Genomic DNA, 16196 nt, shown 5'->3' on the forward strand with positions numbered 1-16196 from the left:
CGATGCACCCGGAAGATCCGCAGGCCAACGACCGTACCCAGTTCATGCCGCGCCCCGGTGGCCGTGCTGTCCCGCAACCCGCCGCGCCAGCGCCGCAGCCGCCGCCGTTGCAGGTACCGGCCGAGCCCCTGGCGCCTGGCCAGGGCGTGGGTGTCAACCCGCTCGAGCAGGCGGCCGGGCCGTTGCTGGCCTTGCTTACCCGCCTGCGCAACACCATCGCTCATTCGGCGCCGGCCAGCCTGCGGGCGCAGTTGCTGGCCTATCTGCGCCAGTTCGAGACCCGTGCTGAAGCCGCCGGTGTGGTGCGCAACGAGGTGCTGCTGGCGCGCTATGCGCTGTGCACCGCGCTGGACGAGGCGGTGCTCAGCACGCCGTGGGGCAGTGCCAGCGACTGGAGCCGCCAGAGCTTGCTGATCACGGTGCACAACGAGGCCTGGGGCGGTGAGAAGGTGTTCCAGCTGATGGAGCATTGCCTGCAGAGCCCGCGCGAACGCCTCAACCTGCTGGAGCTGTTGTACCTGTGCACCAGCCTCGGCTTCGAGGGCCGCTACCGGGTCATGAACGATGGCCGCGCCCAGCTCGAAGCGCTGCGCGAGCGTACCGCTGCGGCAATTCGCAGTGCCCGTGGCGAGCGTGAGCGCGAACTCTCGCCACACTGGCGTGGGGTGGCTGTCAGCCGTGACCGCCTGGCCCAGTTCGTGCCGCCATGGGTGGGCCTGGCGGTGGCAGCGGCATTGCTGTTGCTGCTGTTGTTCGGCCTGCGCCTGAAGCTGGCCGCCGATGCCGAGCCGGTGTTCCGGGGTATCCACGCGCTGGGCGAAATCCCGGTACAAGCCATGGACCGCCCGGTGCTGCAGCCCAAGCCCGTGGAGCGCCCGCGCCTGGCCGGGTTCCTCGCCGATGACATCAAGGCCGGCCGGGTTTCCGTCGAAGACGCGGTCGACCGCTCGGTGGTGACCATTCGCGGTGACGAGCTGTTCGCCAGCGCCAGCGCCAGCATCAAGGGCGATTTCCAGCCGCTGATGCTGCGCATCGCCGAGGCTGTGGCCAAGGTCAAGGGCAATGTCCGGGTCACCGGGCACAGCGACAACCAGCGCATCGCGACGTTGCGCTTCCCGTCCAACTGGGCGTTGTCGCAGGCGCGCGCCGAAGAGGTCAAGGGCATCCTCGCCGCGCGCACCGGGCAACCCGAGCGCTTCAGCGCCCAAGGGCTGAGCGACACCGAACCACTGGCGTCGAACGACACCGCGCAGGGCCGGGCGAAGAATCGCCGGGTTGAAATCACCGTTCTGGCGGAGGGCGTCGAGTGAAGGCGTTTTTCAGTTTTGTCATTCGCTGGGTGATCCCGCTGCTGGGCCTGATCGCCCTGAGCCTGATCATCTGGTTCGTCGGGCCGTTGCTGGAAATGCTGGCGTCGCCCACGCCACGCTGGCTGCTGATCGTCCTGCTGTTCGCCCTGTGGGGCGGCTACCGCGCCTGGCGCATCGTGCAGGCGCGCCGGCAGGCGGCCAAGGTCATGCAGAGCCTGGCCGCAGAAACCGCCCCGGACCCTGCCAGCGTGGCCACCACCGAAGAGCTGGCGGCGCTGCGCCAGCGCATGGACGAGGCCCTGGCCCTGTTGAAGAAGGCCCGCCTGGGCGGTGACGAGCGTCGCAATCTTTACGAGCTGCCGTGGTACGTGATCATCGGCCCGCCCGGCTCTGGCAAGACCACCGCGCTGGTCAACTCCGGCCTGCACTTCCCGCTGGCCGCGCAACTGGGCGAGGGCGCCATCCGCGGTGTGGGCGGCACGCGCAACTGCGACTGGTGGTTCACCGACCAGGCGGTGCTGCTCGACACTGCCGGCCGCTACACCACCCAGGACAGCCACGCCCAGGTCGACAAGGCGGCCTGGCTGGGCTTTCTCGACCTGCTCAAGACCCAGCGCTCGCGCCGCCCCATCGACGGTGCATTCATCGCCATCAGCCTGTCCGACCTGCTGCTGGGCAGCGACGCCGAGCGCGCCGCCCACGCCGCGGCGATCCGCGCGCGTATCCAGGAGCTGTACAGCCAGCTGGGCGTGCGCTTCCCGGTTTACCTGATGCTGACCAAGCTCGACCTGGTGCCGGGCTTCATGGAGTTCTTCGACAACCTGGGCAAGGACGAGCGCGCCCAGGTGTGGGGCATGACCTTCCCGCTGGATACCCTGGAGCAGGGCGCTGACGGCCCGTTGGCGCAGTTCGACAACGAGTTCGCATTGCTCGAGCGGCGGCTCGGTGAGCGCCTGGTCGAGCGCCTGCAACAGGAACGCGACCCGGCCCGGCGCGACCTTGTCTACGGCTTCGTGCAACAGTTCGCCGCCCTGCGTGGCAACCTCAAGGCCTTCCTCGACGGCATCTTCAAGCCCAATGCCTTCGAGGCACGGGCGTTGCTGCGCGGTGTGTACTTCACCAGCGGCACCCAGGAAGGCAGCCCCATCGACCGGCTGATCGGCAGCATGGCCCAGAGCATGGGCCTGGACCGTGCGCACCTGGCACGCCAGAGCGGTAGCGGGCGCAGCTATTTCATCGAGCGGTTGTTCACTGCCGTGGCCTTCGCCGAGCGTGGCCTGGTCGGCAGCAACCCCAAGGTGGAGCGGCGGCGCCGGTGGATCGCCCGTGGTGCGCTGGCCGTGAGCGTGGCGCTGGTGCTGTTGGTCGGGACCTTGTGGGCCCTCAGTTATCGGGCCAACCAGCAATACATCGCCGAAGTCGACAGCCGCCTTCAGCCACTGGGCAAAAGCGTGCAAGGCCTGAGCCCTGCGCAGCGCAACGTGGTCGACGTGCTGCCGCTGCTCAACGCCGTCCGCCACCTGGCCGACGACCCTCCCAACTGGGCCGAGGGCCTGGGCCTGTACCAGGGCGACATGCTCGAAAGCGAATCGCAGAGCCTGTACCGCAAGCTGCTGATCGCCATTTTCGCCCCGCGCCTGGTCACCCGCATCGAGGAACAGCTGTATGCCGGGGGGCCATCCGATTACCTCTACGAAGGGCTCAAGGCCTACCTGATGCTGGCTGATGCCGAGCATTACGACCCAGACTTCATCAAGGCCTGGATCACCCTCGACTGGGAGCGCCAGTTACCCCGCGACCTTGCGCCCGACCTGCGTCAAGCCCTGGGGCAGCACCTGGCGGCGCTGTTCGAGAAACGTCCGCCGAACGCACGCCTGGACCAGCGCCTGATCGACGACACCCGTCGCCAGCTGCAGCAGTTGCCGGTGGCCCAGCGTGTTTACGACCGCGTCAAGCGCCAGAAGCTGCCAGGCGGGGTCGAAGACTTCCGCGTCAGCGACGCTGCCGGGCGTGATGCCGCCCTGGTGTTTCGCTTCAAGAGCGGCAAGCCGTTGAGCGAGCCGCTGCCGGGGCTGTTCACCGTGCAGGGCTACCGCCAGGCATTTCTCGCCGCCAGCCTGGCGCAGAGCACCACGCTGGCCGAGGAACGCTGGGTACTGGGCCGCGCGCCGGGCGAAGCGGGCGATGCCAAACGCCTGGCCGACGATGTGCAGCAACTCTACTACCAGGATTACATCCGCCACTGGGATGCCCTGCTCGACGACCTGGACGTCGTGCCTGTCACCAGCGTTGGCCAAGCCGCCGATGTTCTGCGGGTGCTGTCCGGGCCGACCTCGCCGATGAAGCAGCTGTTGCAGGCGGTGGCCCGTGAAACCAACCTGGCGCAGCCGACCACGCTCGACAAGGTCCAGGACAAGGCCGAGCAGGCCGGTGTCGACCAGCTGCGCCAGCGCCTTGGCGGGCTGCTCGGCGACGCGCCGCTGCCCGTCGACAGCCCCGCGGCCCGCACGCAGGACCCGGTGACCGCGCATTTCTCCGAGCTGGCCACGCTGGTCGGTAGCGGTGAAGGCCAGCCCGCCGCCATCGACGGCTTGCTCACCGACCTCAATGCGCTCTACGTGCAGGTCAGCGCCATGGTCGGTGCCAGCGGCGACGCCTTGCTCGGCGAGGCCAAGAACCAGGCCCAGGCTGCGGCGCAACGGGTAGCCCTCGGCGCGGCGCGCCAGCCCAGGGTGGTGCAGAACCTGGTCAGTTCGGTACTCGGCTCGACCCATGGCATCGTCATGGGCGGGGTGCGCAACCAGCTCAATGCCGCCTGGGCCAGCGAAGTGCTGAATGTCTACCGCCAGTCGCTCAGCGGCCGCTACCCGCTGGTGGCCGGCAGTTCGCGCGACGCCACCCTGGAAGACTTCGGCCAGTTCTTCGGGGTCGGCGGGGTGATGGACAACTACTTCCGCAAGTACCTGCAGCCCTACGTCAATACTTCCAGCACGCCCTGGAGCTGGCAGCCGGGCGCTGCGCAGAAGCTCGGGATCAGCGGCAATGTGCTGTACACCTTCCAGCGCGCGGCGACCATCCGCGACGCGTTCTTCCGCAGCGGTAACGGCCTGCAGCCAAGCGTGCGTTTCGAGCTCAAGCCGGTGGCGATGGACGCGAGCATCACCCAGTTCCTGCTCGATCTCGACGGCCAGCAAGTCAGCTACGACCACGGCCCGAGCCGCCCGGTGGCGTTGCAGTGGCCCAACCCGAACAGCATCGGCGTGGTTCGCCTGTCGATCGCGCCGCCATCGGCCAGCGGCCGTTCGGGGCTGACCGTGGAGGGCCCATGGGCGTGGTTCCGCCTGCTCGACCAGGCCGACCTGGTGGCTGGCAGCTCGCCGGAGCGTTTCAACCTGCGTTTGCGCGTGGATGGCGCCAGCGTGTCGTACGAGCTGCGTGCCAGCAGCGCCTTCAACCCGTTCCGCAGCCGAGTGGTCAGCGGTTTCAGCCTGCCGGAGCATCTGTGAGCGACGTGGGTTTCTACGGAAAACTGGCCTGCCGCGGCGACTTCGTCAGCCGTGGCTTGCCACAGACCTTCATCCAGCCCTGGGACCAGTGGCTGGCCGCCGGTATCCAGGCCAGCCAGCAGGCGCTTGGCGAGGCCTGGCTGCAGGCCTACCTGGTCAGCCCGTTGTGGCGCTTTGCCCTGGCGCCTGGGGTGTGTGGCCCGGACGCGGTGGTCGGCGTGCTGATGCCGAGCATCGACCGGGTGGGGCGGTATTTTCCGCTGAGCGTGGCGCAGGTGCTGGAGCCCGGGGTGGCGATCGCAGGCATCGTTGGTGGGGCCGATGAGTGGTTCGAAGGTGTCGAGGCGGCGTTGCTGGGCACGCTTGAAGCGGATGCGGCTTTCGAGCATTTCGAGGCAGCCTTGCAGCCTTTCGACCAACCCCGGCCGCTGCTGCAGGGGCCACGAGTGGCCATGGGCGGGTTGCAGCGGCTGGACGGCAGCACGCCGCAGGGCAGGGCGTTGGCCCTGGCCGAATGTGCCTGCGAAGGCATGAGCCTGTGGTGGGGCCTGGGCAGCGAGCGGATCGCACCTGGCCTGCTGCGTAGCCAGGGCCTGCCGCGCAGCGAGCAGTTCGCCGCGTTCCTGCTGGGCAGCGAGGCGAGACCAGCATGAGCCGCGTGCACTACAGCGCGGCCAGCTACAGCCATGTAGGCATGGTCCGCAAGATCAACGAAGACGCCTGCCTGGAGCTGACCTGGGATGGCCTGTGGGCCGTTGCCGACGGCATGGGTGGGCATGCCGCCGGCGACTATGTGAGCAGCCTGGCCGTGGACAGCCTGCGCCAGTTGCCGCTCATCGATGGGTTGGAGGATTTCACCCAGGCCCTGCGCGACACCTTGGCCCGGGTCAACCGCGCGGTACGCGAGGAGACCTTGCGCCGGGGCGTGGCGATGATGGGCAGCACGGTGGTGGTCCTGGCCGCCCGCGGCGACCGGGCGGTAGGCCTGTGGGCCGGTGACAGCCGCCTGTATCGGCTGCGCGATGGCCGCATCGAGCGCCTGTCGCATGACCACAGCTATGTCCAGGAACTGCAGGACAGCGGCCTGCTCAACGAGGCCGAAGCCCGCGTGCACCCGCGCGGCAACATCGTCACCCGCGCCATCGGCGTCGAGGACCAGCTCGAACTCCAGGCGGTGGATGTGCAGGTACAGCCGGGCGATACCTACCTGTTGTGCAGCGACGGCTTGAACAAGACCGCCGAAGACCACGAGATCGCCGACGTGCTCGGCCACGCCGACCCCTATCAGGTGGTCCGCAGCCTGGTGCACCTGGGGCTGACCCGTGGCGCCCCTGACAACATCACCGCCGTGGTGGTGAAGGCGAAATGAAGAGCACCCCGAACATGCAGATTCCCGGATTCGACATCGACAGCGAGATTGGCCAGGGCGCCATGGCCAGCGTCTACCTGGCCACCCAGCGCTCGCTGCAGCGCAAGGTGGCGCTGAAGGTGATGGCCGCGAGCCTTGCCGCCGACCCTACCTTCTGCGAGCGCTTCCTGCGCGAAGGGCGCACCCTGGCGCGGCTGGCGCACCCGCACATCGCCACCATCCATGACATCGGCAACGTCGGCGAGCTGTACTACATGGCCATGGAGTACCTGCCCAGCGGCACCCTCAAGGAGCGCATCGCCGCCGGGCTTGCACCCGAGCAGGGCTTGCTGTACGTGCGGCAGATCGCCCAGGCGCTGGGTTATGCCCACGGCCAGGGGTTGGTGCACCGCGACGTGAAACCGGCCAACATCCTGTTCCGCGCCGACGGCACGGCGGTGCTCTCGGACTTTGGCATCGCCAAGTCGCTGGATGACCGCACCCAGTTCACCCAGGCTGGCTTCGCCGTCGGCACCCCGAGCTACATGAGCCCGGAGCAGGCGCGGGGCATGGACATCGACGGCCGCGCCGACCTGTATGCGCTTGGGGTGGTGCTGTACGAGATCCTTGTCGGCGAGCTGCCCTACCGTGGCACCGATGCGTTGTCGACCGCACTGGCCCACCTGACCGAGCCACTACCGGAGCTGCCCATCGAGCACGGGCGCTACCAGGACATCCTGCGCGGGCTGCTGGCCAAGGACCCTGATCAACGCTTCGCCGATGCCGACGCGTTGCTGGCCGCACTCGACCGCTTGCCTGCCGATGACCAGGACAGCACAGTGATCCGGCCGTTGCCGGTCGCGATGCCGGGCAAGGCAGACCTTGGCGGCCTGACGCCGGTGTCCATCGATATTCCGCAGGCCACGGCCGAGCCGGTGGCCTCAACCGCGCCTGCAAAGGAGCCGTCCCGGCCCAGGCCCGCTGCGCCGCCGAAACCAGCCTCGGGCATGCCGGCCAAGGCCATGCTGGCCGTGGCCATAGCCGCGGCACTGGGCCTGGGCGCGACCTTGTTCTGGTTGCGCAGTGGCAGCGACCAACCGGATGTGCAGCCACCCGTGGCGCAAACCGCGAGCGAACCGCTGACGCCAACCGCTCCACCGCCAGCGGCCAGCGAAGACGGCCGGCCTTTGTTGATGCCGGGCAAGAAAACCCTGTTCCAACGCGTGCTGAGCAAGCCCGAAGCGCAACTGCGCGCACGGCCCGGTGACAGCGCGGGTGAACCGCTGCCGGCGTTCTCGGTGCTGTACGTGTACCAGCGCAAGGACATCGACGGCCAGCCCTGGCTGGAAGTTGGCGCCTCCAGCAGCGGCCAGCGCGACGGCTGGTTGCCTGCGGCACAAACCAGCGACTGGAAGCAAAGCCTGGTGCTGAAGTTTACCGAGCGTTCCGGCCGTTCACCGGTGATGTTCATGCGCCAGGCCGATGACCTGCAGCAACTGCTCGACGACACCGGCAAGGCCCGCGCCGACCTGCTCAAGGCGCAGAACGAGCCCGACCAGGTGCCCCAGGTGCTGGCCCTGGAGCCCGCCGCCAGCGCGGTGCCGCAGAACCAGTTCTACCTGATGCCGATCTTCGACTACCGCGAAAGCTTCGGCGCCGATGGCCAGCCGGTGCAGTTGCTCAACGTCGCCTCCATCGACCCCGGCAGCAGCGTTCGCAGCCAGGCGGCCACGGCTGCCGGTGCGGCCGTGGCAACGGACAACCGCTTCCGTACCGGCATCGTCCTGGTGGTCGACACGTCGGTGTCGATGCAACCCTACATCGACCGCGTGCGCCAGGTGGTCAGCGAACTGCAGGCGCAACTGGCTGCACGGGGCGAGCTGGGCAATGTCAGCTTCGGCCTGGTGGGCTTTCGCAACAGCGTCAAGCGCACCCCGGGCCTGGACTACCTGAGCAAGACCCTGGTCAGCCTGGAGGAGGGCCGCGACCCGGCGCGCTTCCTCAAGGCTGCCGCGCAGGTCAAGGCCACCAGCGTCTCCAGCCATTCGTTCAACGAAGATGCCTTTGCCGGCGTGATGCAGGCCGTGGAGGGCATGGACTGGTCGGGCTATGGCGGGCGCATCGTCCTGCTGGTCAGCGATGCCGGTGCCCTGCGCAAGAACGACCCTTACAGCAGCACACAGATGAACGAGGCCGAGGTTCGCCAGGCTGCGTTGAGCAAGCAGATCAGGATCTACGCCCTGCACCTGCGCACCCCGGCCGGTGTAAAAAACCATGGCGCTGCCGAAAGCCAGTACCGCGTGCTTACCGCCGACAGCAACCCGCAGATCGGTGACCTGTACGTGGCTGTGCCGGGCGGCGATGTGGGCGCCTTTGGCGAGCGCGTGCGCGAGATCGGCTCGACGTTCGCCGAACTGGTGCACCAGGTGCGTGAACAGCAGCCACAGCCGTTGCCCCAGTTGGGCTCGGGCGCGAGCCTGGCGGCGAAGTCCCAGGCGATCGGTTATGCCATGCACATGGACTTCCTCGGCCGTAACGGCGCCAGCCAGGCGCCGCAACTGGTCAGCGCCTGGGCCGCCGACCATGACCTGGCCAACCCGGCGTTGCCGAGCCTGCAGGTGTGCGTGATGCTGACCAAGCTGCAGCTCAATGACCTGCAGCAGTCGCTGAAGCTGATCGTCGATGCCGCGCGCAAGACCCGCAGTTCGCCGGGTGATTTCTTCAACGAGATCGCCAGCGCGAGCGCCTACATGAGCCGCGATCCGGGTGCCCTGCGCAAGGGCGCAAACCTGGCCCAGGGCGGGGTACTGGGCGAATACCTCGAAGGCCTGCCGTACCGCAGCAAGTCCCTGAGCATGACCGAGGACCTGTGGCTGTCGCTGTCGGTGGCCGAACAGGAGGATTTCATCGACGAGCTGGACTCGAAGATCCGCCTGTACGAAACCTTCCACAACGACATGGCCAACTGGGTGCGCTTCGGCAAGGCCGAGCCGGGCGATGCCCTGTACCGTGTACCGCTGTCGACGCTGCCGTGATGATCAGCCTGCACGCGGTGCACAAGACGCGCGGCCAGGGGGCCCAGCGCTACAGCCTGCAGATCGACCGGCTGCAGCTGGCGGCAGGGGCACGGGTGGCCCTGGTCGGCCCCAGCGGCTGCGGCAAGAGTACCTTGCTCGACCTGCTGGCGCTGGTGCTGGCGCCGGATGCCGCCGAGGGCTTCGTCTTCGCCGGCACCGATGTGGCTGGCCTGTGGCGCCAGCGCCGCCTCGACCAGTTGGCGGCACTGCGCAGCCGCCAGCTGGGCTATGTGCTGCAGGCCGGCGGATTGCTCGGTTTCCTCGATGTGCGTGGCAATATCCGCCTGCCACGGCAGCTGTTGGGGCTGGGCGAGGACGGCAGCGTCGAACGCCTGGCCGAGGCGCTGGACGTGCATGACCAGCTGGCCAAGAAACCTGCCGCGTTGTCGCTGGGGCAACGTCAGCGGGTCAGCTGCGCCCGGGCCCTGGCGCATGCCCCGGCATTGTTGCTGGCCGACGAGCCTACCGCGGCGCTGGACCCGGTGAACGCCGAGCGGGTCATGCAGTTGCTGCTGCGCGAGGCACAGGCGCGCCGGGTGACCTGCGTGCTCGCCACCCATGACGAAGCGCTGGCGCGCCGGGCCGGGTTGAGCGTGCTGCGCATGGCCTGCCGGCGCGATGCCGACGGCGGCGTCACCGCCACCTTGGCGCAGGCCGTCTGATGCGCCCGTGGCTGATCGCCGGCCTGGCCTGGCAGGACTACCGCAACGATGCGCGGCTGTCGGCGTGCAGCGTGTTGGCGCTGGTCGCGGTGATCGCGCCCTTGCTGGTGCTGTTCGGTCTCAAGTTCGGCCTGGTCGGCAGCCTGACCGAGCGGCTGCAACGCGACCCGAGCGTACGCGAGATCATTCCCTTGGGCGGTGGCCGTTTCCGCGCCGATTTCATCGAAGCCCTGGGGCAGCGACCGGACGTCGCCTTCGCCATCGCGCGGACCCGGCAGATCGCCGCCACTGCGGAGCTGCTGCTGCCTGCCAAGAGGCGTGCGGTAACCGTCGAGATGCTGCCGACCGCTGCCGGTGACCCCTTGTTGCAACAGGTGCCGCCGCCGCAGGGCCTGCAGCAGGTGGTACTGAGCTTTACCGCTGCCGAGAAGCTCGGGGCCGCTGCCGGTGATGAGCTGCAGGCCAGCTTCAGCCGGCAGCAGGCCGGCCAGGTGCAATGGCGCCAGACGCGCCTGCAGGTAGCTGCCGTGCTGCCGTTGGCGGCGTTCGAGCGCGATGGCCTGTTTGCTTCCCTGGCCCTGCTCGAAGCGGTCGAGGACTACCGCGACGGCCGCGGCGTGCCGGCGCTGGGCTGGCCGGGCGAGGCCGCAGGCAATGATGCGCGGCGGATATACCCGGCGTTTCGCCTGTATGCCCGTGGGCTGGCTGATGTCGAGACGCTGCGCGCCTACTTTGCCGAACGCAAGTGGCTGGTATCGACCCAGGCAGCGCAGATCGCCCAGGTGCAGGCCCTGAGCCGCAACCTTGACCTGGTGTTCTGGATCATCACCAGCCTGGCCGTGGCCGGTGCCGTGGCAGCCATCGCCGCTGGCGCGGTGGCGGCGGTACAGCGCAAGCAGCGTGAGCTGGCGGTGCTGCGCCTGCTGGGGTTCGGCACGGCCGCGCTGCTGCTGTTCGTGGTGCTGCAGGCGCTGTACAGCGGCGTGCTGGCGGCCGCAGTTGCCGGCGCCCTGTATTTGCTGGCCGAGCAGGGCCTCAACCGGATCTTCACGCAGGTGCCAGGCGAATACGCCAGCCATCTGTTGCCCATGCATTACTTCGTTGCGTTGTCTGCGGTGCTGCTGGCCAGCACAGCCGCTGCTGCCCTGGGTGGCTGGCGGGTGACGCGCATCGATGCCAGTCAAGGAATCCGTGATGTCTGAACTTCGTCTCGGGGCTACGGCCCTGCTTCTGACCACGCTGGGCCTGGCGGCCTGTTCGCCGGGTACCGACGAGCCGCCTGCCAAGCCGGCCAACGCCGCTGCCGCCAGCGCCCCGGCGCAGCCGGTCGACACCAGCAAGCTGGACAACCCCAAGCCCTTGCCGGGCGACGTCAGCCTGCCGCTGCCATGCGGCGGCGAACTGGTACTGCGCAGCGTCTACGTGCTGGCCCAGGGCAGCCTGGACGACCGCGAGGTCAACCTCGGCTACCCGTTCAGCGAGGGCGAGGCCGGCTACCAGCAGTCGTTCATTTCCGGTTATCGGCGTGACTTCATCAATGGCCAGTTCAGCCTCCAGGACCTTTCGCCCGCCTGGCAGAAGGCTGTCGCCCCCAACCTGCCCGAACTCGACCAGGCTGGCCCGCTCAAGCCGATGATGTATTTCATTGGCAAGTACGAGGTCAGCGCCCGGCAGTATGCCCAGGTGATGGCTCAGGCCCAGTCGCTGGCCAGCGGCGAGGCGGCGCCGGCCTGTCAGCCCGATACCACGGCGGCGGGGCGCCTGCCCAAGGTCAAGCTGTCGCGCTTCGAGGCCGAGCGCTTTGCCGCGGTCTACAGTGCCTGGCTGCTCAAGCATCACCGTGACCTGCTGCCGGTCAGTGGCCGGGGCAGCAAGGCCGAGGACGGCGGGGTCGGTTTTGTGCGCCTGCCCACCGAAGTGGAGTGGGAGTTCGCTGCCCGTGGCGGCTCTGCGGTAAGCCGCCAGGAACTGGAAGGGCGGCTGTTCCCGCGCAAGGTCCAGGGCAGTGACAGCGACGGGCCGCTTGGCGACTGGGCAGTGTTCAACCAGGTGGCTGGCGGCACCGGGCAGGCCGCACGCCTGATGCCGATCGGTACCCGGCTGCCGAACCCGCTGGGGCTGTTCGATGTGATCGGCAATGCCGCCGAAATGGTTCAGGAGTCGTTCCAGCTGGTGCATGCCGGCCGCTTGCAAGGCGCCTATGGTGGCTTCGTGGTCAAGGGCGGCAACTACCTGGAAGGCGAGGGCACGCTGTTTACCGGCATGCGCCGCGAGTACCCGCTGTTCGGCGCTGACGGTACCGAGCAGCGCAACGAGACCACGGGCTTCCGGGTGGCCATCGGCGCCCTGTCGGCGCCCCGTTCGCGTTACCAGGAACTGTTCGAGCAGTGGCAAAAGGAAGGGCGCCTGGCCAGCCTGACCGACGATATTGATGCCGTGCAGGACCCGACCAAGCGCCTGGACAGCATCATCGCCGCCACCCCCGACCCGCGCCAGCAGGCCGAGCTGGGGCTGGTCAACGAAGAACTCAAGCGCAGCGTTTCGCTGATCGGTCGCCAGCGCGAAGAGGCTGCCGGCAACCTGATCCAGTCTGCCGCGCTGGTGGCCGAGACCATCAACAACTACAACATTCGCCTGACCAACCTGCGCAACACCCAGGCCGAGGCCAAGGCGCGTGGCGACCAGACCACCGTGAGCATGTACGCCGCAGCCATCGCCAACGGCCGCGCCGCCCTCGATGGCGCCGTGGCGATCTACATCGACAACCTGGCCAGTGGTACGCGCTACACCGATGCGGTGATCCAGGCGCAGTTCCAGCGGGTCAAGGAAGAACTCAATCGCAAACCGGTCCTGGGCAAGAGCCTGGTGAGCCGCGCGACCCTGTTCGTTCGCCATGTTGGGGAGTACCGCCAGAACCGGCGGGCCGACCCGGCAACGATCCTCAAGGAGCTCCTGGCATCGGCCGCCGCGCGGCCTTCGTAGTGGCTTCTGCCTGACGCAACCGCGGGGTGGCATGAAGCCCCCCGTTTTAACCACCCACGTGAGAAAGTGACATGTTCAAGACCATCTTCACGGCTACCCATGCCCGTTCCGCCCTGCTGCTCGCCGCCGGTTTCAGCACTGTCCTGCTGGCGGGCTGCTCCAGCTCTCCGGTGTCCAAGGTTGGTGCCACGACCAAGGTCGAGTACTACCCGAGCTGCTACGAGCCCGTGCAGCACCTGCGCTCCACCGACGGTGACATGACCCGCTCGGTTGCCACAGGCGCCGTCATCGGGGCCCTCGGCGGTGCCTTGACCGGCGCCCTGGTCGACGGCGACAACCGCGGCCGCAACGCAGCCATCGGTGCGGCGGGTGGTGCCCTGGTGGGCGGTGCGGCCGGTTACTACACCGAGCGCCAGAAGCAGATCAGTGACGACAAGCAGCGTATTGCCTCGTACGCCACCGACATCGACAAGAGCGCTGCCGACCTGGACCGCACCACGGCCTATGCCAAGGCTTCGCAAAGCTGCTACCAGCGTGAGTTCACCAGCCTGATCGACGGCCGCAAGGCCAACCGCATCAACGACACCGAAGGGCGCAAGCGCCTGGCCGAGATCGTCTCGGGCCTGCAGGAGTCGAACAAGCTGCTGGCCACCGTCAACGGCCGCGTTGCGGAAAACCTCGACAACTACACCCAGGCCTACGAGCAGGACCTCAAGCAGGTTGGTGTGGCTCGTACTGATGTGGCAACCGTGGCTGAGCCGCCCAAGACCACCACTGGCAAGAAGAAGACCCAGGCCGTCAAGGTGAACACGAAGGTGCCGCAAGAGGCGGTCGCCACCGAGAAGACCCTGCAGAAGGCCACTACCAAGAAAGCCGAAGCCCAGCAGGTGGCCAATGCCGGCGTCGACCAGGTCAACAAGATGTGCCGCAGCCCCGACATGGGTGACTGGGCGCCGGTGCCTTGCCCGAACGTGTAACCCACGCTCCGTTGCGCTCGCGCTGGTGCACGTGCAGCCCCTGGCAGGTCGCCTGACCTGCATGGGGCGTGCGTGGGCCGGCGCAGCGGCTTTTCGAATCAAGGAGAGTTGTCGTGACTGATCTTATGTCCGGCGCCCTGGGCGGCTACCGGCAGCAAATGGCGCGTCAGCGGCTGCTGCTGACCGTCGACCAGCAGAAGCTGTTCAGGGCCATCGATGCCGACCCGGGTATCGTGGGTGCTGGTGTTGTCTATATCGATGCCGAGTACAACGTGATCGTCCTGCGCGAATTCAAGCCTATCTGCAGCATTGCGCCCAAGCGTGTGATTCTGCAGGAGGCAGCACCTTACAAGTCACCTGAACAGTTCATGACCCAGCTGCAAACCGGCGCGCGTGAGCGCAAGGTGATGGCAGAGGCCGTGAACGCCAGTCTGGGTTGCCTCTCGGCTTATCTTGGTTGGGTCGTCATGTTCAGTGGCACCATTGCCGTACCGTTCACTGGCGGCGCCAGCATGGTGTTGACGGCGGTCGGTTATGCCGCCGCGGCTGCGGGTACCGGGCAGTGCATGATGGGCGGGTACCGAGTGTTCAACGAAGTGTTCGACCCAGGGCAGAACGACTGGCTCGACAGTAACGACACGGTCCAGACCGTGATGAGCATACTGGACGGCGTCGCGCTGGCAGGTGTGGGCGCATCGAGCCTGAACACCGTGCGGTTCCTGCAGGCTCGCAAAGCGGCGACCGGCAAGGGCTGGAGGGAGCTGTTCCATAGCCTTTCCCGGCAGCAACGCAAGGCTTTGGCCGAGGAGCTTCTGCTCATCAAGCATCCGTCGCTCACTGCCAAGCAGCTCAAGCTGAAGCAAGCGGCGGGTACTGCGATCAAACGTTTTACCCCTACCGAAATTCAGCATGCCACGCGTACCTTGATCAAAGACTCGATAGGCGGCTTGTCGGGCTTTGGCAGCAGTAGCTTCGTGCAATCGGTTGCAGTGGGGCTTTACGAGGAGATTACCGAGTGACCCGTGACCAGGAGCTGCAAGCGTTTCTTTCCCGTTATTTCGGCGTGTTCATTGCCGAGTTTTTCTTTTCCTGCATGGCGCTGGGCGGCACCGTCTCGCTGGTGTTCTCCACCTATATGCGCAGCTCAGACCCTGAACTCTCGGTGATGGTGCTGGCGGCAGCCGGTGTAGTGAGCGCCGCCTCGCATATTGCCATGGTGCGTGGCTTTGCCTGGGGCGTGCGCGGTGTGATCGGCATCCTCGTGGTTGCCTTGCTCGCCGCATTGCCCAGCTACGGTTATCGCCCGCACATGGGGGCGTACATTTCCGTCCTGGTGTTCGGTTTGCTGGCTCTGCTGATCATCAACAGCCAGCGTTACCGCCAGATGCGCGTGCGCCTGGTGGAGTATCGGGACATCCGAAAAATCAACCGTCGCGCGGCTAAAACCTCCAAATGACACCTTTCTCTGATGTAACGAGGGGATCGGGATGAATCTGCGCCGAACGCGTACCTGGCTCGGTGGTTTGCTATTGCCCTTGCTCGTTGCTTGCAATGGCCATAAGGTCGAGCGTGTCGTGGTCTATGAGAATAACGTCCATCACTGGCGCATCGAACACGTGGTGGAGCAGAACTGGCCGGTGGGGCCTCGCCAGTATTATCAGGTGTTTCTCAAGGACCGCCTGCTGATCCTGCCTGCCAATGTGTTCAACGACGAGCGCGACATTAGTGAGTTCGTTGCTGCGGGCGGTTTCGACATCAGCAACTGGCGCAACGACACGATCATCGTGGCGTTCGAGAACGTGCAAAAGCGCGAAGGTGGCAACGAGCATTTTGTCCGCTCGCTGATGATCACCCCGGAGTACAAGGAAGGGGAGGTGATACTGAGCGACATGGCGAGCCATATGCAGATCGTGGTGCAGCGGGTGGAGCCGGTTGGGGAGGGGAAGTAGCAGGGCAGTGGTGTTGTAGGCAAGCAAATGAAGCTGTGGATGTCACCGGCATTTGTGGGAGCGGGCAAGCCCGCGAAGCAGGCGACGCGGTGCATGGCACCGGCTGCGTCGGTGTTCGCGGCCACGGCCGCTCCCACAGGTACAGCGTGACCCCGAAGCCAGCGCAGTACCTGTGGGAGCGGGCAAGCCCGCGAAGCAGGCACCTCGGTGTATGGCACCGGCTGCGCCGGTGTTCGCGGCTAAAGCCGCTCCCACAGGTACAGCGTTAACCCGAAGCCAGCGCAGTACCTCTGGAAGCGGGCGACGCGGTGCATGGCACCGGCTGCGCCGGTGTTCGCGGCTAAGGCCGCTCCCACAGGTACAGCGTGATCCCGAAGCCAGCGCA

General features: G+C 67.1%; 12 protein-coding genes. All 12 read left to right on the top strand.

Annotation, left to right across the window (positions count from 1 at the left end):
• The first annotated feature begins 2 nt into the window (after nucleotides 1-2).
• The 12 genes from B2790_RS19365 to B2790_RS19420 all read left to right on the top strand — a co-directional run bounded on the left by B2790_RS19365 (nucleotide 3) and on the right by B2790_RS19420 (nucleotide 15811).
• A complete protein-coding gene (locus B2790_RS19365) occupies nucleotides 3-1310 on the top strand; it encodes a DotU family type VI secretion system protein (RefSeq protein ID WP_274079076.1) in 1308 nt (435 codons plus the stop codon).
• A complete protein-coding gene (tssM, locus tag B2790_RS19370; protein ID WP_286919529.1) occupies nucleotides 1307-4816 on the top strand; it encodes a type VI secretion system membrane subunit TssM in 3510 nt (1169 codons plus the stop codon). The genes B2790_RS19365 and tssM overlap by 4 nt, the downstream gene beginning before the upstream one ends.
• Nucleotides 4813-5469 carry a type VI secretion system-associated protein TagF gene (gene tagF / locus B2790_RS19375; RefSeq protein ID WP_286919530.1) on the top strand — a complete coding sequence of 219 codons (657 nt, stop codon included), beginning with the start codon at nucleotides 4813-4815 and terminating at the stop codon, nucleotides 5467-5469. The genes tssM and tagF overlap by 4 nt, the downstream gene beginning before the upstream one ends.
• Nucleotides 5466-6185 (top strand): PP2C family protein-serine/threonine phosphatase, encoded by a 720-nt coding sequence (locus B2790_RS19380; protein WP_075046091.1) that lies wholly within the window; start codon nucleotides 5466-5468, stop codon nucleotides 6183-6185. Before tagF ends, B2790_RS19380 begins: the two co-directional genes overlap by 4 nt.
• A 14-nt stretch (nucleotides 6186-6199) precedes the next feature.
• Nucleotides 6200-9199: a serine/threonine-protein kinase gene (locus tag B2790_RS19385; protein ID WP_286919531.1), complete on the top strand. Its 3000-nt coding sequence runs from the start codon at nucleotides 6200-6202 to the stop codon at nucleotides 9197-9199.
• Nucleotides 9199-9903, top strand: a complete 705-nt coding sequence (locus B2790_RS19390; protein ID WP_286919532.1) for an ATP-binding cassette domain-containing protein — start codon at nucleotides 9199-9201, stop codon at nucleotides 9901-9903. Before B2790_RS19385 ends, B2790_RS19390 begins: the two co-directional genes overlap by 1 nt.
• The gene (locus tag B2790_RS19395) at nucleotides 9903-11105 is read left to right on the top strand and encodes an ABC transporter permease (protein ID WP_286919533.1); all 1203 of its coding nucleotides are present in this window, start codon (nucleotides 9903-9905) and stop codon (nucleotides 11103-11105) included. The genes B2790_RS19390 and B2790_RS19395 overlap by 1 nt, the downstream gene beginning before the upstream one ends.
• Nucleotides 11098-12885, top strand: coding sequence for a formylglycine-generating enzyme family protein (locus B2790_RS19400; RefSeq protein WP_286919534.1), 1788 nt, complete (start codon nucleotides 11098-11100; stop codon nucleotides 12883-12885). The genes B2790_RS19395 and B2790_RS19400 overlap by 8 nt, the downstream gene beginning before the upstream one ends.
• Nucleotides 12886-12956: 71 nt before the next feature.
• Nucleotides 12957-13862 carry a type VI secretion system-associated lipoprotein TagQ gene (tagQ, locus tag B2790_RS19405; RefSeq protein ID WP_274121040.1) on the top strand — a complete coding sequence of 302 codons (906 nt, stop codon included), beginning with the start codon at nucleotides 12957-12959 and terminating at the stop codon, nucleotides 13860-13862.
• A 125-nt stretch (nucleotides 13863-13987) separates the two neighbouring features.
• Entirely contained in the window at nucleotides 13988-14881 is an 894-nt protein-coding gene (locus B2790_RS19410; protein WP_038408275.1) for a hypothetical protein, read from the top strand.
• Nucleotides 14878-15318: a hypothetical protein gene (locus B2790_RS19415; RefSeq protein WP_274121041.1), complete on the top strand. Its 441-nt coding sequence runs from the start codon at nucleotides 14878-14880 to the stop codon at nucleotides 15316-15318. Before B2790_RS19410 ends, B2790_RS19415 begins: the two co-directional genes overlap by 4 nt.
• Nucleotides 15319-15349: 31 nt before the next feature.
• A complete protein-coding gene (locus tag B2790_RS19420) occupies nucleotides 15350-15811 on the top strand; it encodes a hypothetical protein (RefSeq protein ID WP_075046083.1) in 462 nt (153 codons plus the stop codon).
• Nucleotides 15812-16196: the final 385 nt, after the last annotated feature.

Origin of the sequence: Pseudomonas sp. UBA6753, from assembly GCF_002453565.1 — a bacterium.
GTDB lineage: Bacteria > Pseudomonadota > Gammaproteobacteria > Pseudomonadales > Pseudomonadaceae > Aquipseudomonas > Aquipseudomonas putida_Z.